General features: G+C 70.6%; 14 protein-coding genes. 8 read left to right on the forward strand and 6 right to left on the reverse strand.

Features of this window, described 5'->3' with window-relative positions:
• Window positions 1-93: 93 nt before the first annotated feature.
• The 3 genes from ACRX5W_RS19025 (at window position 94) to ACRX5W_RS19035 (ending at window position 4,144) form a co-directional block, all read left to right on the forward strand.
• A complete protein-coding gene (locus ACRX5W_RS19025; protein WP_436789389.1) occupies window positions 94-3,150 on the forward strand; it encodes a glycoside hydrolase family 2 TIM barrel-domain containing protein in 3,057 nt (1,018 codons plus the stop codon).
• Between the two features lie 314 nt (window positions 3,151-3,464).
• A complete protein-coding gene (locus tag ACRX5W_RS19030; protein ID WP_436789390.1) occupies window positions 3,465-3,800 on the forward strand; it encodes a hypothetical protein in 336 nt (111 codons plus the stop codon).
• Between the two features lie 2 nt (window positions 3,801-3,802).
• Complete coding sequence (locus tag ACRX5W_RS19035; protein WP_436789431.1) at window positions 3,803-4,144, forward strand: ArsR/SmtB family transcription factor; 342 nt, start codon at window positions 3,803-3,805, stop codon at window positions 4,142-4,144.
• A gap of 105 nt (window positions 4,145-4,249) precedes the next feature.
• Here ACRX5W_RS19035 and ACRX5W_RS19040 read toward each other — a convergent pair whose 3' ends face one another.
• The 3 genes from ACRX5W_RS19040 to ACRX5W_RS19050 all read right to left on the reverse strand — a co-directional run bounded on the left by ACRX5W_RS19040 (window position 4,250) and on the right by ACRX5W_RS19050 (window position 7,319).
• Window positions 4,250-4,882 (reverse strand): TetR family transcriptional regulator, encoded by a 633-nt coding sequence (locus ACRX5W_RS19040; RefSeq protein ID WP_436789391.1) that lies wholly within the window; start codon window positions 4,880-4,882, stop codon window positions 4,250-4,252.
• A 217-nt stretch (window positions 4,883-5,099) separates the two neighbouring features.
• Window positions 5,100-5,942 (reverse strand): SAM-dependent methyltransferase, encoded by an 843-nt coding sequence (locus tag ACRX5W_RS19045; RefSeq protein WP_436789392.1) that lies wholly within the window; start codon window positions 5,940-5,942, stop codon window positions 5,100-5,102.
• Window positions 5,943-6,059: 117 nt separating this feature from the next.
• Window positions 6,060-7,319, reverse strand: a complete 1,260-nt coding sequence (locus ACRX5W_RS19050; protein WP_436789393.1) for an FUSC family protein — start codon at window positions 7,317-7,319, stop codon at window positions 6,060-6,062.
• A 286-nt stretch (window positions 7,320-7,605) separates the two neighbouring features.
• Between ACRX5W_RS19050 and ACRX5W_RS19055 the strand changes: the two genes are divergently transcribed.
• Window positions 7,606-8,685: a cupin domain-containing protein gene (locus ACRX5W_RS19055; RefSeq protein ID WP_436789394.1), complete on the forward strand. Its 1,080-nt coding sequence runs from the start codon at window positions 7,606-7,608 to the stop codon at window positions 8,683-8,685.
• Between the two features lie 309 nt (window positions 8,686-8,994).
• Here the strand turns inward: ACRX5W_RS19055 and ACRX5W_RS19060 are convergent, their stop codons facing one another.
• Both ACRX5W_RS19060 and ACRX5W_RS19065 read right to left on the reverse strand, forming a co-directional pair.
• Window positions 8,995-9,537, reverse strand: coding sequence for a hypothetical protein (locus ACRX5W_RS19060; protein ID WP_436789395.1), 543 nt, complete (start codon window positions 9,535-9,537; stop codon window positions 8,995-8,997).
• 122 nt (window positions 9,538-9,659) lie between these two features.
• Window positions 9,660-11,030: a DUF6882 domain-containing protein gene (locus tag ACRX5W_RS19065; RefSeq protein WP_436789396.1), complete on the reverse strand. Its 1,371-nt coding sequence runs from the start codon at window positions 11,028-11,030 to the stop codon at window positions 9,660-9,662.
• 177 nt (window positions 11,031-11,207) lie between these two features.
• On the opposite strand from ACRX5W_RS19065, the gene ACRX5W_RS19070 reads away from it, so the two are divergent.
• From ACRX5W_RS19070 to ACRX5W_RS19085, 4 genes are all read left to right on the forward strand, one after another.
• Entirely contained in the window at window positions 11,208-12,287 is a 1,080-nt protein-coding gene (locus tag ACRX5W_RS19070; RefSeq protein WP_436789397.1) for a sugar ABC transporter substrate-binding protein, read from the forward strand.
• Between the two features lie 88 nt (window positions 12,288-12,375).
• Complete coding sequence (locus ACRX5W_RS19075; RefSeq protein ID WP_436789398.1) at window positions 12,376-13,227, forward strand: ATP-binding cassette domain-containing protein; 852 nt, start codon at window positions 12,376-12,378, stop codon at window positions 13,225-13,227.
• Window positions 13,224-14,480, forward strand: coding sequence for a sugar ABC transporter permease (locus tag ACRX5W_RS19080; RefSeq protein WP_436789399.1), 1,257 nt, complete (start codon window positions 13,224-13,226; stop codon window positions 14,478-14,480). The genes ACRX5W_RS19075 and ACRX5W_RS19080 overlap by 4 nt, the downstream gene beginning before the upstream one ends.
• Window positions 14,481-14,533: 53 nt before the next feature.
• Window positions 14,534-15,718 (forward strand): ROK family protein, encoded by a 1,185-nt coding sequence (locus ACRX5W_RS19085; RefSeq protein WP_436789400.1) that lies wholly within the window; start codon window positions 14,534-14,536, stop codon window positions 15,716-15,718.
• Window positions 15,719-15,730: 12 nt separating this feature from the next.
• Here ACRX5W_RS19085 and ACRX5W_RS19090 read toward each other — a convergent pair whose 3' ends face one another.
• Complete coding sequence (locus ACRX5W_RS19090) at window positions 15,731-17,383, reverse strand: class I adenylate-forming enzyme family protein (RefSeq protein ID WP_436789401.1); 1,653 nt, start codon at window positions 17,381-17,383, stop codon at window positions 15,731-15,733.
• Window positions 17,384-17,491: the final 108 nt, after the last annotated feature.

Consider the following 17,491-nt stretch of genomic DNA (forward strand, 5'->3'; position numbering starts at 1 on the left):
CTGCCCGATCCGCCGTGACCCCGGATCGGCCGCAGTCGCCGCGTCGACTTCCTTCGTAACCCGGTCGCCACAGACTCGCGAGGGGACAACCACATGAACGCCGACGCCGGTTCGCTCGCTGCCCTGCGCCCGTGGGACGCGCCGGAAGCGACGTCCTGGAACCGGCTGCCCATGCACGCGGTCCCGCACCCGGAGCGGCTGTCGCTCGACGGGACATGGGACTTCCAACTGCTTGCCCATCCCCTCGCCGAGCGAGGCGACGAGTGGCGCGGCATCGAGGTTCCCGGAGTCTGGACGATGCAGGGGACCGAGGACCGGCCGCACTACACCAACGTGACGATCCCGTTCGACGCGCGGCCGCCCCGCGCCCCGGAGGACAACCCGACCGGGGTCTACCGCCGGACGTTCACCGCCGGCGACTGGACCGGCCGGCGCGTCGTCCTGCACGTCGGCGCGGCGGAAAGCGTGCTGCTGGTACGGCTGAACGGACAGGACGTCGGTTTCAGCAAGGACTCGCACCTGGCCGCGGAGTTCGATGTCACCGGCTTCGTGCGCCCGGGCGCGGAGAACGAGATCGAACTGACGGTCGTCAAGTGGTCGGACGCCACGTACATCGAGGACCAGGACCACTGGTGGCACGGCGGCATCACGCGGTCGGTGTACCTCTATGACACGGCCGCCACCTACCTCGGCGACCTGCACGCCGTCGCCGACTTCGACGCGGAGGCCGGGACCGGAAGCCTGCGGCTCGACGTCGCGGTGGACGGTCTCGAACCGCTCGGCGACGGCTGGACGGTCCGCGCGCGGATCGCCGGGCTGTGGGAACCGGAGCCGGCGCCCGTCCCGTTCACCGGTGCCGTGCCGGGCATGCCCCGCCCCGGGGCCGGGTACCCCGAACAACCGCCTGCCTCCCGCATTCCCGACGGCCTCATGGACCTGCTTTCGCTGGGCGCCGCGGGAACGTCGCTGACCCCCGAGCAGTCGGCGGTGTACTGCCGCATGCACAATCAGGCGGTGCCGCCGCGGACCGGGCGCGTGCGCCTGCACGGGACGAACCTGCCCGTCGCGCCGTGGTCGGCCGAGACGCCGAGGCGCTACCCGCTGATTGTCGAACTCGTGGACCCGGCCGGCGAGACCGTCGAACAGACGACTGTCGGCGTCGGATTCCGCCGGGTGGAGATCCGGGGCCGTGACCTGCTGGTCAACGGCGGCCGGGTGTGGATCCAGGGCGTCAACCGGCACGACTTCGACGCGCGTACCGGCCGCGTCCTCACGCCGGACCGGATGCGCGCCGAACTTGTTCTGCTCAAGAGGTTCAACGTCAATGCCGTACGCACCTCGCACTACCCCAATGACCCGCATTTTCTGGACCTGTGCGACGAGTTCGGCATCTACGTCGTGGACGAGGCGAACATCGAGGCGCACGCGTACGCCGGCACGCTCTGCGACGACCCCCGCTACCTCGCGGCGTTCACCGACCGCGTCTCACGCATGGTTCGCCGCGACAAGAACCACCCCGCCGTGATCATGTGGTCCCTCGGCAACGAGAGCGGTTACGGCGCCAACCACGACGCCGCGGCCGGATGGGTCCGCAACTACGACCCGACGCGGCCGCTGCACTACGAAGGCGCCATCTCCGCCGACTGGCACGCCGGACACGCCGCCACCGACGTCGTCTGCCCGATGTACCCCGTCTTCGACGCACTGCGCGCCTACGCGGCCCACCCCGACGCGGACCGGCCCCTCATCCTGTGCGAATACGCGTACTCGCAAGGCAATTCGACCGGTGGACTCGGCGCGTACTGGGACCTTTTCGAGTCGACCCCCGGTCTCCAGGGCGGCTTCGTCTGGGAGTTGTACGACCACGGTCTGGACCCCGACGGCGACGGCCGGTTCCGCTACGGAGGCGACTTCGGCGAGGAATCCCACGACGGCTCGGTCTGCATCAACGGTGTTGTGTTCGCCGACGGCACTCCCAAACCCGCCCTCCACGAGGCACGCCACATCTTCAGCCCGGTCCGCGTCGTCTCCGGCGCCGAGGAAGCCCGGCGCGGGCACGTGCGGTTGAGGAACCGTCAGACCTTCCGCGACCTGTCCGGGTTCCGCATCCGGGTCCAGACCGAGACCGTTGAGGGTCCGGGCACGGCAACACCCTTGCCCACGCCGGACGTTCCCGCCGGCGAGGAAGGCGTACTCGACCTCCCCACCCACGTCACCGCACAACTCGGCGATCCCGCAACGGTCGCACTGACGCTCGTCGTCGAACTCGCCGAAGCGACTCCGTGGGCCGAGCCTGGCACGGAGGTCGCCCGGCAGCAGGTGCCGATCGACACGGCTCCGCGTCCATTCGCGGACGCCCGCTCCGCCGCCGGAACACCCACGCTCGACGCCGAAGGCCTGCTCCGGCACCCGGTGTTCGATGTCCCGCCCACGCTGTCGCTGTGGCGGGCACCGACCGAGAACGACGTTTCACTGCGCCTGGACGGGCGCCTGATCCGCACCGGACTGTTCCGCGTCACCCGCACCCTGGTCGAACGGGAACACGACGGCTCGACGGCGACGGTCGTCAGCCGCCACACCGCCGCGTACGGTGCGGTGGTCGAGCACCGACGGCGGATCACCGCCGTCACGGACACGGTCTTCCGCTTCGACGAACACGTCCTCCTCCCCGAGGAGTTCGAGGAAGTCCCGCGGGTAGGGATCACGTTTGCGACGGTACCGGGCTTCGAGCGGGTCTCCTGGCTCGGCCTCGGGCCGCACGAGACGTATCCCGACCGCAAGCGGTCGGGCCTGCACGGCCGGTGGGCCGCCGATGTGGACGACCTGTTCGTCCCCTACCTCGTGCCGCAGGAGAACGGCGGGCGCGCCGACGTCCGCGAGTTGACCCTGAGCGACGGATCCGGGCGCCGCCTGACCGTCACGACGGACCGGCCGAGCCAGATGAACGTCTCCCACTTCCAGCCCGCCGACCTCGAAGCCGCCGCGCACACCTGGGAGCTCAAACCCCGTGCCGAGACATTCGTGCACGTCGACATCGCCCACCGCGGTCTCGGCACCGGGCTCCTCGGGCCGGACACCCTGCCGGAGTTCCGCATGCCTTCCGGCGAATACCGCTGGTCGTGGCAACTCGACCTGACCGACGCGGGCTGACCGACACCTCGTCGGGGGAGAGGCGGGCGTCCGAGGCCCGTCTCCCCCTGCGGTCCGGCGTCCTCCCGGACCGTCGACCGCGTCGCGCCCAGGCATGGCCAGGCATGACGAGGCGAGGCGGGGCGAGGCGGGGCGTGGCCAGGCAAGGCAAGGCCAAGTCCGGCCAATTGAAACTTTCTTCAAGTTGCAACATGATGGCTGGTGCGCCGGACCGGATGGGCTGCCCGACGGGCCGCAGAGGCCTCCGGGGCCACTGGACGCGCGCGGCCGACCCGCGCGGGCGGCGCACCGGCACCCGTGATGGCAGGTGGAACATGAGCCGAGAACACTCACCCGGCGAGGGCACAGCGCGCGAACACGCGGCGCAGCCACACGGCGGGGGCGCAGGCGCCGCCCACGAACAAGCACCCGACGAACACGCCGCCCAGGTGCGTGACCGAGTGCAACGGGCCCGGCACGACCTGGCCGACGCCGCGCGCACGCACGACGGAAACGCGCTGCGCGTCGCCGTCGACGAGCTGGAGGAAGCGCTTGCCGCGGCCCGCGTCGAGAGCGTCCCGCTGCCGGAACCGGAACACGACGTGGAAGCCGCGCGTACCGGGGAAACCGGCGAGGGCGGCGCCGCCGCTCCCGGCGCGGAGAGAGGGTGACCGTGCCCGTACCGCTCTACCAGGCGAAGGCCGAGTTTTTCCGTATGCTCGGCCACCCCGTGCGCATCCGCGTGCTGGAACTGCTCCAGGACGGTCCGAAGCCGGTACGCGACCTGCTCGCCGCGATCGAGATCGAACCGTCGAGCCTGTCGCAGCAACTCGCCGTGCTGCGCCGCTCCGGCATCGTCACCTCGACTCGCGACGGGGCGACGGTCGTTTACCAGCTCTCCGGCGGGGACGTCGCCGACCTGATGCGCGCCGCGCGGCGCATCCTGACCGAGATGCTGGCCGGCCAGAAGGAGCTCTTGGACGAGCTGCGCGAGGCGGAGGCCACCGCGCGGTGAGCCCGTCGGCTCCGCGGCGGGCGGCTGCCAGGAGACCGCTCCCGAGGCTCTCGTTTCGCCTCGTCGCCCGCGCGGCGGGCCGTGTCTCCGGGGCGGCGCCGTGCCTCAGGAACGCACCCAGCCCGCGATGAGCGCGGCGATGTCGCCGCCCACGACGTCGGAGAACCGGCGGTCGCCGTAGACGCCCGCCGCCCAGTGCCGGGCGCCCTCGCTGACGAGCGATTGGGTCGCCTGTGCCAGGCGCAGCGTGTCCACGTGGCCGGGCAGCTTGCCGTCCGCCTGCGCGCGCTCGAACAGCTCGGCGAAAATGTACGACAGCGATTCGTCGGCGGGCGCCTCCCCCGCGAGCAGCCGGTGTTCGTACCGGTAGCCCTCCAGGATCGTCTCGACGATCAGCTCCGGCGGGTTGCGCCGCATCGACCGCTCCAGGCCGGTCAGCACGCTCTCGATGACGGAGGACACCTCGTAGGGCTTCTCCAGCAACGCGTGCACCTCGCGCTGCGCGGTCCTGGTCGACAGCACGCCGACTTCCAGGAGGACGTCCTCCTTGCGCGGGAAGTGGAAGTAGAACAGCCCCTTCGATACCCCTGCGGCCCGGCAGATGTCGGCGACCGTCGTGCCCGCGTAGCCGTGCGCGCGCCACAGGGCCACTGCCGCCTGCACGAGCGCGTGTTTCGTCTCGCGTGACCGCGCCTGCTGGTACGACGCCCGACGTTGACCCCGGTCAACAGCTCGCACGGAAGGTTCTGTCGGCATCCGACAACTCTATGAGTGGCGTCCCGTCGACGGCAAAGAGTTGACTCGTGTCCAAACGATCTTCAGCGTTCACGGCGTCCGCCGCACGTGGCGGACGGACGGCGCGTCGAGGAGCGGCACCGTGTCCCGGTCCTTCGGCTGACCCGGTCGGCCGGCGGTCCGCCCCCCGTCGTGCCGACTCGTCGGCGGGGCGAGGGCGTCACGGTTTGCGGGCGACCCCGCCGAACTCGATCCACTCGGTGCTCTCCGGCACCGGCCCCTTCGTGCCGTCCGGGCGCCACTGCGACACCTCGACCAGCCCCGGCGCCAGCGGCTCCAGGCCGGCGTCCGCGATGTAGCCCGCGACGTCCTGTGGAGTGCGGACCCGCCCCCAATTGCCCTGGGTCGCATCGAGCATGAACGCCGTGAGTCGGTCGCGGACCTCCGGATCCTCGGCGACCAGGTGCGACACGACGACGAAGCTGCCCGGTGCCAGCCGGTCGACGACGCGGCGCAGCAGCGCGCCCGGGTCGTCGGAGTCGGGGATGCAGTGCAGGACCGACACGAACAACGCCGCGACGGGCTCGGTGAAGTCGAGCAGCTTGACGACGTCGGGGTGCGTCATCACGCCTTCGGTGTCGCGCATGTCGGCGGTGATCACGGTGGTGGTGGCGTTGTCCATGAGCAACGCCCGGCCGTGCGCGAGCACTATCGGGTCGTTGTCGATGTAGACCACGCGCGCGGTGGGGTGCACCGACTGGGCGATCTGGTGCACGTTGTTCTGCGTCGGCAGGCCGGAGCCGTGGTCGAGGAACTGCGTCACGCCGTACTTGTGCGCGAGCTCACGAACCGTCCGCTGAAGGTAGCGCCGGTTGTTGACGGCGATGGCCCGCGAGCCGGGGGAGACGGCGCTCAGTTGCTCCGAAGCCTCGCGGTCGGCACGGAAGTTGTCCTTGCCGCCGAGAAAATAGTCGTACATCCGTGCCACGCTCGGAACGGAGACGTCGATGCCCGTCGGGACCCGGGCGACGGGTGGTTCCTCGGTGTACTCGTCGGACATCATGACCCCCGGGCAGCTTTGACGCCACGTCAGCCCCTGCGGCCGAGCCCGTCACAGCTTAGCGTGACCCATCGGTCACACAAAGGTGTTCGGGTGTCCCGGAGTTGGCGTCGCGCGGGTTCACCGGGCGCCTCCCGGCGGTGCCTTGGTGCTGTTCCTGCGGGTCGTGGGGCGATTGTCGCGGACGCGGCTCAGGCGCATCAGGTGGCGTGCCGCGCGGGTCGTGCTGCGGGTGGGCTTCGTCGCGGCGAGGCGGGGTTCGGCGCGCTTCTCGACGTCCAGTTCGCCGAGGATGCGGTCGACACCGGCCAGCAGGGAGCCGTGCAGCTCCCACGTGTCCGGCTCGTATTCGGTCTCGGTGCGCAGCAGGTTGGCGGTGCGGTCGCGGTCGGCGCGGGCCTGGGCCAGGGCCTCGGTGAGCTCCGCCTCCGCGTGCTCGGCCTGCGCGGTCACCTCGGCGGTGACCATGCGGCCGAAGCTCGTGACCGCGTCGGCGAGGTGACACAGCAGGTTGTCCAGCGCCTCGGCGACGTCGGTGGGATAGACGCTCTCGTACCGACCCGACTCCTGGGTGAGGTCGGCGAGTCCGCGGCACACCGAGCGCATCGTGACCGCGCAGTGTTCGAGTGTGTCCAGGCCGCTGCGCAGGACGATCCCGGCGTGCAGGGCATGGCGGGCGGCTCGCGGGTTGAGCCGCAGGCTCTCCTCGGCCTGGGAGAGTGCGCCGTCGGCCTGGACGATGTCGCCGTCGAGTACGCGCGCTTCCTCCAGCCACGAGTCGGCGTTCTTGCGGGTCGCGCCCTCGCGCAGTTCCCGGCCGATGCGCTTGAGGAGGCCGCACAATCGGCTGCCGAGGTCTTCGATGGCCTCGCCGGCCGGCTGGACGAACACCGGTGGCGCGTACACGAAGTTGAACAGCATGCCGACTGCGACGCCGATGAGGGTCTCGCCGATCCTTCCCAGGGCCGTGCTGTGTGCCGCGTGCAGACTGCTGACGCCGAGCACGAGCATGCCGCTGATCGCCACCTCCTCGACGAACGGATCGACGCGCAGCAGGTGCCCGGCGACCAGTGAGGTGAGGATGAGCACGCCGAGACTCCACCAGCTCAGGTCCACGATCTCGGTGAATCCGACCGCGATCAGCACGCCGAGCAGGACGCTGAACATGCGGCGGATGCCGATCGTCAGCGTCGAGTACAGCGTCACCTGGACGACCAGCAGCGCCGTCAGCGGCGCGAGCAGCGGGGCCTCGTTGCCGGACAGCCACAGCGCCACGACGAACGCCAGGACCGCGGCGACGGTGCTGCGCAGCGTCCGGACGACGACCGGTTCGTTGCGGCGCTTGACCAGGCCGAGAACAGGTTCGGGAGCAATCGGCATGAAAGTCAGCATCCCCGATCGGGTCGTGATGACTACGGACGAAACGCTGCGGAGCGCGACGCGCGTTGCCGCAGGCTGGTGCTGTGGCCGTGATCACGGGGTGCGGTCGTCCGGGGTGCGTCGCGCGGGTCCCGACGGTCTCGGGCGCAGGAGGGGGCCGTCGATGCGCCTCGCCGCGTTTCCCGACATGTTGTGTCCGGCCGGGCCGGGCGGGTGCCGGGCGCGCTGGTCACACGGAGGCTTCCCTGTTAGACCTGTGCGGGCAACACGTCAGGAAGGAAGCACTGTGCCGGAGACACCCACCCCGGAGCCATCCGTCTTTCCGGTTCGCCGGGTCGTGACCGGGCACGACGCCGACGGCCGTCCGGTGATCGTCGCGGATGCGAACACGCCGGTCACGTCCGTGTCGAGACGCGGCCACGGCATGGCGGAGGTGCTGTGGTTCGACGGCTCGCCGGCCCGTGCCGACGACGGGGGAGACCCGGCGCCGGAGCTGCGCGGGACGTTCCCGGCAGGCGGGGCCGCGGCCTGTCGGCTCGTCCGGTGGCCCGGCTCGCCGGCCGGGACCCCGGCGGAGGAGACCTGGCTGCGCACGCCGGGCGACGACCCGGAGGAGCCGGGCATGCACCGCACGGACACCCAGGACCTCATCGTCGTCGTGTCCGGATCCATCGTGCTCGGCCTCGACGACGGCGAGTACGAGCTCGGCCCCGGCGACGCCGTGGTCCAGCGCGGGACCCGGCACCGGTGGAGGGTGGCCGGCGAACAGCCGTGTGTCTTCCTCAGCGTCGTGCTGTCGCCCGAACCCGGGGCCAAAAAACCGGAGTTGGTGATCGGCGGGGTGGGCGACCCGGTCGACGGGAATCGGCTGCTGATCACCGTCGGAGACGCCGGCCCGGATGGCGGTGACGCGGGCGAAGGCCGGTCGAGGGCAGCCGTGTTCGGCACGCCGCCATCGGTCTTCCCGCCCGCTGGGTTCGCGGTGTACGACCTGTGGCAGACCGGCGGACCGCTCGCCGACGCGGCGCAGGGCGGTACGTCGATTCCCGGTGCCCGCTGGTCCCTCGAACCGCACGGCGGCGGAGTTGCCCTGCGCCGCGTCGAGTTCTCCCCCGACCGCGAACCGGTGCCGGCCGACTGGCACACGACCGCCACCATCGACGTCGGCGTCGTGGTGTCCGGGGCGTTCGAACTCGACCTGGCCGACGGCGGCGCCGACGGCAAGGGCACGACGACGCGGCTCGACTCCGGCGACGTGGTGGTCCAACGGGCGACCCGGCACCGCTTGCGCGCGGTGGGCGAGACCGAAGCGTGCATGGTCTCGGTGATGTTCGCGCTGTCGGCGGCGGGGGGCACCGGCGGCTGACCGCGCTTGCGGGCCGGTGGCCGACAGTGAGACCGCACCGGCGAGTTCGCGTTGCCCCGGCGTGAGTCGGTGGCCGGGGACGGCCTGGGCCGGGGCGCGGCACGAAAGGGTTCGCGCTGCTCGACACGCGGCCTGGTCGGCGGGGCGACGGCGGGTCGTGCGGGTTGCCGTTCGCTCCCGGGCGCCCTGGCTGCGGCAAACTGCTCCGGCTGCCGGGGGAGTTGCCGCGCGCTGGAAACCGGGACGGCCGTCGGTTCGGTCGCGGGGCGGGTCACGCCCCGTGTCGGCCCGACGGCCGTTGCCGGGTGATCAGTCGGCTGCGGATTCCACGAGTGCGCGGGTCAGGGGCTTCGCGTCGATCCACGCCAACGGGTCGACGCGCCGCTGCGGTTCGGCGTACCGGCGGATTTCGGCGGCGTGGCGCTGCAACCACGCCGCGGCGTTGCCGCAGTACGCGGGCGGCATTTCGGCGATCAGGTAGGTGCGGCCGTCGGCGGCGACCCACACCTCGTCCTGGTCGAGCAGCCACAGCCACGCCGCGGTGCCCGCCGAGCCGCGCGCGATGAGCGCCCGCGCGCCGGCGCGGGTCGGACGAACGGGACGCCCGCGCCCCGGCACCGGGTCGCCGTACCGCACGAGGTTGCGGGTGTCGAGGGTGTGCAGCGTGCGGGCGGAGATCCCGGGAGCACCGGCCCGCCCGCCCGCGTGGGTGCGAACCGCGCCGGTCGCGATGCGCGCGAGCGCACGCCGCGCGGTGGACATGCGGACGGGTGCCGGGGCCGGTCGGTCGGGGTCGGGCCGGTCGGTCGGGGTCATCACGGTCGCGGGAGCGGGATTCCGAGTCAAGGCCATGCCGAACTCCGCTTCTGGGTGTGATGGTTTGCCCTGTTCAGTGGTGAACGGGCGCTGTTACAAGCATTGTTCCATCTCCCACCGACATGCCGGGTGTCGCGGCGGACCCGTCTGACGGTGTTTCAGGTGCCGTTTGCGTCCACCCTCGTCGCCCCGGAGCCGTCGACGGTCACCGTCAGCTTCTCCGCGCGGAACACCGTTCCTTCTGCGGTGTCTTCGCGGGTCGCCGATCCATGCGCGGCGAGGTACTCCTCCGTCAACTTGGTGATGACGGCGGCGCGTTGGGGTTCCGAGACCAGTGCCGTGACGACCTCGGCGGCGCCGCGCAGGGCTTCGGCCATGGCCGTTGCCGCCGTGGCGCGGGGGACTCTCGGGTCGTCCACGGTCACGTAGACCGCGCGCCCGTCGTCGTCGGGAAGGTCGACGCAGCAGCCTCCCGCGAGCAGACCGGCTGCGCCGTGGCTGAGGAGTTTGACCGCGGCCGTCGGGTCCGGGCACGCGGACAGGTCGATTTCCGGGCCTGTTTCGGGTGCGTTGGCCAGAGCCGGCAGCCGTGACAGATGGGCGTGCGTGTCCGGGTCCCAGACCCATCGCGTTCCGGAGGCGTCGAGTGAGCCCAGCACGCGGATGCGGATCCCGGACGAGCCGCAGTGCAGCACCTTGGCGGCCAAGTCATGGTTCGAGTACGGATTCGCTTCGATGAACGCGGTGAACTCACCGTCCTGCTCCAGGACTTGCGCGAGACCGGCGCCGGCGGCCAGCCACCAGGCGCGGGATGGGACCGTGCGCGGCGCGGCGGTGACCCCGACGCGCGCGATGCGGTCGTGGGTGTCGATGTCGACCGTGACGGTGTCGCCGTCCGCCAACTCGGCGCTGAGCGTCGCGCCTTGGGGTGTACCCGTGCGCAGGCAGGCGAGACCGTGGTGTGCCAGGTAGCCCGTGACCACCGTCTCCGCCGACACCGGCAGGAATCCCGCGCCGGTCATCAGGACGCGCGGAAGCGTGATCGCGTCCGGGTGGGCGCGCGGCACCTGCTCGTCGTCGGTGAGCATGTACAGGCGGCCGGTCGGGTTCGCGGTGACGCCGATGTAACCGGACGAGCCGAGCAGGCCCATGGCGGCGTACGCGAGAGTTTCGGCCGCCATCCGAGGGTCCGCGAACCCCGACAGATCGACGAGTTCGCGAGTGAACTCCGGTATGCCGTCCCTTTCCCCGATCGCGCGTACGGCCCGTGCGGCGGACGCCACCGCGGGGTCGCTCCAGGACGGATTGGCCCACCCCCACAGCCAGGTGTTGTCGCCGGTGGAGAAGCTGCCCAGCACCGAGACGGTGATCGCGCGACCGCTCTGCCGGTAGATCCGTTCGTCGAGATTGACGCGCCACTCGCCCATCGGCATGAACTCGTTGAACGCGTCGAGCTGTTCGGCCACCCAGGCGCCGTGCGGTCCCGCGGCTCGGACAAATGCGTCCGAAAAGAAGTCGTGTCCGCTCATACGCGCGCACCTTACACAGGTGGATGACGGCGCTGCGCCGCCACGGCAGGGCCTGCTTGATGTCCGCTGCAACTTAATGGACTTGAGACAGTGAAAGCCTGGCGTGCGCATGCGGTGAGGAATACGTTGTCGCCAGCAACATACTCGTACTGGCCCGTCCAGAAGGGAAGTTGCACCATGCGCAAGAGAACCCTGGCCATCGCGCTGTCGCTCGGTGTCGTCACGTCGCTGGGGGCCACCGCGTGCTCCGACGACTCGGGCGACGGGGACAAGCCGAAGATCGGCGTGATCCTCCCGGACAGCAAGAGCTCGGCGCGCTGGGAGACCGCGGACCGCAAGTACCTGAGCGAGGCCTTCCAGGCTGCGGGAGTCGACTACGACATCCAGAACGCGCAGAACGACAAGGCGCAGTTCCAGACCATCGCGGACCAGATGATCACCAACGGCGTCGACGTGCTGGTGATCGTCAACCTCGACAGCGGCACCGGAAAAGCCGTGCTCGACAAGGCGAAGTCGCAGGGCGTCGCGACGATCGACTACGACCGGCTCACCCTGGGCGGCGGTGCGCAGTACTACGTCAGCTTCGACAACGTGAAGGTCGGGTCGCTCTTCGGCGAGGGCCTGGTCAAGTGCCTCACCGACATGAACGCCGTGAAGCCCGTCATCGCCCGGCTCAACGGCTCCCCGACCGACAACAATGCGACGCTGCTCAAACAGGGCTACGAGGGCGTGCTGAAGCCGAAGTTCGACTCCGGAGAGTACGTCAAGGGCCCCGACCAGTCGGTGCCCGAGTGGAACAACACCGAGGCCGGCACGATCTTCGAGCAGATGCTCGTCCAGAAGCCCGACATCGGTGGTGTCATCGCCGCCAACGACGGCCTGGCCAACGCGGCGATCGCGGCGCTGAAGAAGCAGAAGCTGAACGGCCGGGTGCCGGTCACCGGACAGGACGCGACCGTGCAGGGTCTGCAGAACATCCTCGCAGGCGACCAGTGCATGACCGTGTACAAGCCCATCAAGCAAGAGGCGGACGCCGTGTCGGCGTTGGCGATCGCCCTCGCGAAGGGTGAGACACCCTCCGCGCCGGGCACCGTCCACGACCCCGAGGGCAACCGGGATGTGCCCTCCGTGCTCCTGGAACCGCAGTCGATCTTCCGGGCCAACGTGAACGACGTCGTCAAGGACGGCTACGTCACCAAAGAGGAATTGTGCACCGGCGAGTTCGCCGCCAAGTGCGCCGAAGTGGGCATCACCTGAGCGGCACCGAAGCCGGCAACAGCAGCACCACAGCGGTACCCGATCGGCCACTGACCGGCCACTGACCGGTCACTGAGGAGGATTGCCTGTGTCGTCGCCGCCCACGGGAGCGGCGGATGCGTCCGCATCCACCGACCCCATCATCGAACTGAGGGGAATCAACAAGAGTTTCGGACCCGTGCACGTACTGCGGGACGTCGACCTGACGATCCGCCGCGGCGAAGTGACGGCTCTCGTCGGCGACAACGGCGCCGGGAAGTCGACGCTCGTCAAGTGCCTCGGCGGCATCTACCCGACGGATTCCGGGACTTACCTGTTCGAGGGCTCCCCGGTCAAGGTGGACAGCCCGCGGGCGGCGGCAGCGCTCGGCGTCGAGATCGTCTACCAGGACCTCGCGCTGTGCGACAACCTCGACATCGTCCAGAACATGTTCCTGGGCCGCGAACGCACCCGGCACATGGTGCTCGACGACGCGGCCATGGAGGAGATGGCCACCGAGACACTGGCCGGCCTGTCCGTGCGCACCGTCACCTCCGTACGTCAGCGCGTCGCCGGACTGTCCGGCGGCCAGCGGCAGACCGTCGCCATCGCGAAGGCCGTGCTGTGGAACAGCAAGGTCGTCGTCCTGGACGAGCCCACCGCGGCGCTCGGCGTCGCGCAGACCGCACAAGTCCTCGACCTGGTACGCAGGTTGGCCGACAACGGACTCGCCGTGCTGCTGATATCGCACAACATGAACGACGTCTTCGCGGTCGCCGACCGCATCGCCGTCCTCTACCTCGGCCGCATGACCGCGCAGGTCGCCACCTCCGACGTCACGCACTCCCAGGTCGTCGAGCTCATCACGACCGGACGCGGCGGCACGCTCCGGCGCGACGACCACGCCGGGCGGCCGTCCCTCGCCAAACGCTCCGACCCGGCGGAAGGAACCGGCCCATGACCGTCACCACCCCCGCATTGACCGACGCCGGAACCCGCGCCCCCTCCCCGCTCGTCGCGCACGTCCGCGACTACCTGGCCCGGCTGCGCGGCGGCGACATGGGAGTGCTGCCGGCCGTCCTCGGACTCACCGTCCTGTGCGTCGCGTTCTCGATCATGCGCCCGCGCTTCCTGACCGCCGGAAACTTCGCCAACCTCTTCACCCAGGGCGCCGCGGTCACCATCATCGCGATGGGCCTCACCTTCGTCCTCGTCCTCGGCGAGATCGACCTGTCCGCCGGCTTCGCCAGCGGCGTCTGCGCCGCGGTGGCCGCCGTGCTCATGGACTCGCACGGCTCCCCGTGGTACCTCGCGACCGCCGCCGCGCTGCTCACCGGCGCCACGATCGGCCTGGTCATCGGTGCGCTGGTGGCCAAACTCGGCATACCGTCGTTCGTCGTCACCCTCGGCGGGTTCCTGGCCTTCCAGGGCGTGCTGCTGATGATCGTCGAGAACGGCAAGAACGTTCCCGTCCGCGACAGCACGATCCTCGCCATCGCCAACAAGAACGTCACCCCCTGGCTCGGCTGGGTGCTCTCGTCCGCCGCCATCGGCGTCTACGCCTTCGTGCAGTTCAGCCGCGAGTACCGGCGGTCCCGGCGCGGTCTCGCCGCCACGCCGCCGGCCATCACCGCGCTGCGTGTCGGCACGGTCGCCGCCCTTGTGTGGACCGCGGTCTACGCACTCAATCTGGAACGCAGCCGCAACGCCGCCGTCGTGTCGCTGCGCGGCGTCCCCATCGTCGTCCCCGTGATCGCGGTGCTGCTGGTCGCGGGCACGTTCGTGCTGCGCCGCACGGCGTTCGGCCTGAGCCTGTACGCGGTCGGGGGCAACCGCGAGGCCGCCCGCCGGGCCGGCATCAATGTCGACCGGGTGCGCATCTCCGCGTTCGTCATCTGTTCGACACTCGCCGCGATCGGCGGCATCGTGGCCGCGTCCCGCGCGAATTCCGTCGACCCGAACACCGGCGGCAGCAACGTTTTGCTGTACGCGGTCGGCGCCGCCGTCATCGGCGGCACCAGCCTTTTCGGCGGCAAGGGGCGCGTCCTCGACGCCGTGATGGGCGGTGCCGTCGTCGCGGTGATCGACAACGGCATGGGACTCATGGGGTACAGCGCGGGCGTCAAGTATGTTGTCACCGGCTCGGTGCTGCTGCTGGCCGCCGGGGTGGACGCACTGTCGCGGAAGCGGGCCGAGGCCGTCGGCCTCCGATGACCGTCGCCGGACGGCCCGGAGGCGGCGGGAGGAAGGGACAGGACCGCAACGGCATGCGCGCAGCACCGACACAAGAGGACATCCGCAGGCAGAACCTCGGTGCGCTGCTGCGCCGCGTGCACGTCCTCGGCCCGGTCTCGCGAGCGCAGCTGACCGCCGGCATGGGGCTGAACCGCAGCACCATCGGCGCGTTGACCACCGATCTCACCGAAGCCGGCCTGGTTCTGGAGGAGTTGCCACGCGGCACCGCCGGACGCGGCCGTCCCTCGCTGGTGGTGCGCGCCCGCTCCCGGCGGGTGTACGTCCTCGCGTTCGGCGTCGGCGTCGACCGTCTGGTGGCCGCACGGGTGGGACTCGGCGGCGTGATCCTCGACCGGCGCGAGATCGAGCGGCCCGGCGGCCACTTCGGTGTCGACGAGACCGTGGAGCGGCTCGCCGGGTTCGCCGCGCGGCTGACGGAGTCGGCGGAGCCGGAGGCGCGGTGCGTGGGCGCCGCCGCATCACTGCCGGCGATGGTCGCCCGCGACAGCGGGGAACTGCGCTACGGACCCAACATCGGCTGGGGGACGGTTCCGTTCGGCGCCCGGCTGTCCGACGCGGCCGGGCGTCCCGTCGCCGTCGGCAACGACGGCGCGCTGGGAGCGCTCGGCGAACACACGCGCGGCGCCGCGGTCGGCCTCGACGACGTGGTCTACCTGCACGGGGACGTCGGCATAGGCGGCGGCGTCATCGCCGGCGGCAGGCCGTTGACCGGTGCGGAAGGCTTCGCCGCCGAGGTCGGGCACATGGTCGTCAACCCCGACGGCCGGCCCTGCCCGTGCGGCTCGTACGGCTGCTGGGAGACCGAGATAGGCGAGGAGGCGCTGCTGCGCGGTGTGGGACGCGCGGGGACGCCGGGCCGCGAGGCCGTGCACAGCGCCGTCGACGCGGCGGCGCGCGGTGACAAGGACGCCGAGGAGGGCCTGCGGCAGGTGGGAGACTGGCTCGGCATCGGCGTGGCCAACCTGGTGAACCTCCTCAATCCGAGGATCGTCGTCTTCGGCGGCACCCTGCGCACGGTCTATCCCGCCACGGCCGCGCAGGTCCGCAGCCGCATCAACCGCACGACGCTGCCGACGCACCGCGAACACCTGCGCCTGCGCACGGCGTTGCTCGGCGACGACGCGCCGCTGCACGGCGCCGCCGAGCTCGCCTTCGCGGAACTCTTCGAAAACCCCCTGGACTTCACATCCCCGTGACCGCGGCGCCCGTCAGACGGGGGGCCGCGCGTCGGCCATGTCGCGCAGTTCCTTCTTGAGAACCTTGTCGAGCGTGCCGAGCGGGAACGCGTCCACGAAGTAGACGGCGCGCGGGACTTTGAACGCCGACAGGCGCGTGCGGCACTCGTCGAGGATGGCCTTCGCCAACTGCTCCGACTGGTCCGATGCGGCCTCGCCGGAGTCGCCGGGAGCGGGGATGACGAACGCGACCACGACTTCGTTGAGGAAGTCGTGGGTCTTGCCCACCACCGCGACCGAGCGAACGCCCGGGACGCCGCCGATGACGTCCTCGACCTCGCGGGCCGACACGTTCTCCCCGCCGACCTTGAGCAGATCCTTGTCGCGCTCGCGGTAGAAGACGTTGCCGCCCTCGCCGAGGACCACCATGTCGCCGGTACGGAACCAATCACCCTGGAAAGCGGCCTCGGTGGCCTCGGCGTTGCCGTAGTACTCCAGGAAGAGCTGGATGCCGCGCCGGCCGCGCAGCCACAACTCGCCGACCTCGCCAACCCCGCACTCGCGCCCGGTCTCGCGGTCGACGACCGCGCACTCGTAGCCGGGCACCGGACGGCCCATGGACTTCGCCGGAAGGTGCTCCGACGGCTTGCCCGAGATGCAGTGGATGACCGTCTCGGTCATGCCGTAACCGGCGTACACCTTCAGGCCCAGCATGGCGTCGAGTGCGGTGCCGACCTGACCGAAGACACCGACGCGCAGGTCGGACCGGGGCCGGTCCGGGGCGGCGAGCACGCCCATGGTGAACGGCATGACCGAGATGTGGGTGATCCGTTGCCGGACCACCACGTCCCAGAAGCGGCTGATGGACCACTTGGGGGTCAGGACCGCCGTGGCGCCGACGCCGAGGACCGTGAAGAACGACCAGCTCTGGGCGTTGACATGGAAGAACGGAAGGTAGATCAGGTAACGGTCGTCGGGTCCCAGGTCGATGTTGCGCGAGCCGGTGCGGCCGGCCCAGACCGCGTTGCCGTGGGTGTGCACAACTCCCTTGGGCCTGCTGGTCGTTCCTGAGGTGAACATGATGCCGAACGGCAGCAGCGGCTCGATCGGCCGACCCTGCCACGCCGCCGGGTCGCCGTGCAGACGGTCGAAGGGGATCAACTCCGGTGCGGCGCCGGTCTTGTCGCCTTCGCCGGCGTCGCCGTCCGAGCCGCCGATCACGGCGATCCACCGCAGCTTGGCACCCGATTCGGTGATCGCCTCGACGAATCCCGGCTGCGTCACGGCGACCGAACTCTCGGTCTGGGCCGCGTAGTACGCAATCTCGCTCGGCGTCGCCTTGGTGTTCGTGGTGACCGCCACCGCGCCCAGCGTGGCGCACGCGAGCCACGCGAGGACCATCTCCGGGCAGTTGTCCGAGTGCAGAAGGACCTTGTCGCCGTGCCGCACGCCGAGTTCGGCGAGCCCGACCGTGACGCGCTGTGTGTCGTGGAGCAGTTCGGCATACGTCCAGGTGCGCCCAGGGCCTTCGGGCGGGTCCCACACGAGGGCCGGATGATCGGAACGGTGCTCGGCCCAGTGGCGCAACAGCCAGGGGATGTCCTGGCCGTGCACGCTGAAGCCGTCGGGTGGTGCGGTTGCCGCGGTGATGCCGTCGTTGTTCGTGCCGGTGTTCCCGTCGCTCACGCGATCACTCCCACGATCGTGCCGACCGACCGCCGAGACGGTCCCTGCGGATTTCGCGGATCCGGGGCACGATAGCCACAGTTTCTTGACAAAATCAAGCATGCGACG

Origin of the sequence: Yinghuangia sp. YIM S10712 (genome assembly GCF_051388935.1) — a bacterium.
Taxonomy (GTDB): domain Bacteria; phylum Actinomycetota; class Actinomycetes; order Streptomycetales; family Streptomycetaceae; genus Yinghuangia.

What these genes read in the sequence shown, in the direction of transcription:
- ACRX5W_RS19065 (WP_436789396.1), bottom strand. Translation starts at nt 11,030, where the DNA reads ATGAGCGGACACGACTTCTTTTCGGACGCATTTGTCCGAGCCGCGGGA.
- ACRX5W_RS19070 (WP_436789397.1), top strand. Translation starts at nt 11,208, where the DNA reads ATGCGCAAGAGAACCCTGGCCATCGCGCTGTCGCTCGGTGTCGTCACG.
- ACRX5W_RS19060 (WP_436789395.1), bottom strand. Translation starts at nt 9,537, where the DNA reads ATGGCCTTGACTCGGAATCCCGCTCCCGCGACCGTGATGACCCCGACC.
- ACRX5W_RS19080 (WP_436789399.1), top strand. Translation starts at nt 13,224, where the DNA reads ATGACCGTCACCACCCCCGCATTGACCGACGCCGGAACCCGCGCCCCC.
- ACRX5W_RS19050 (WP_436789393.1), bottom strand. Translation starts at nt 7,319, where the DNA reads ATGCCGATTGCTCCCGAACCTGTTCTCGGCCTGGTCAAGCGCCGCAAC.
- ACRX5W_RS19045 (WP_436789392.1), bottom strand. Translation starts at nt 5,942, where the DNA reads ATGATGTCCGACGAGTACACCGAGGAACCACCCGTCGCCCGGGTCCCG.
- ACRX5W_RS19025 (WP_436789389.1), top strand. Translation starts at nt 94, where the DNA reads ATGAACGCCGACGCCGGTTCGCTCGCTGCCCTGCGCCCGTGGGACGCG.
- ACRX5W_RS19085 (WP_436789400.1), top strand. Translation starts at nt 14,534, where the DNA reads ATGCGCGCAGCACCGACACAAGAGGACATCCGCAGGCAGAACCTCGGT.
- ACRX5W_RS19030 (WP_436789390.1), top strand. Translation starts at nt 3,465, where the DNA reads ATGAGCCGAGAACACTCACCCGGCGAGGGCACAGCGCGCGAACACGCG.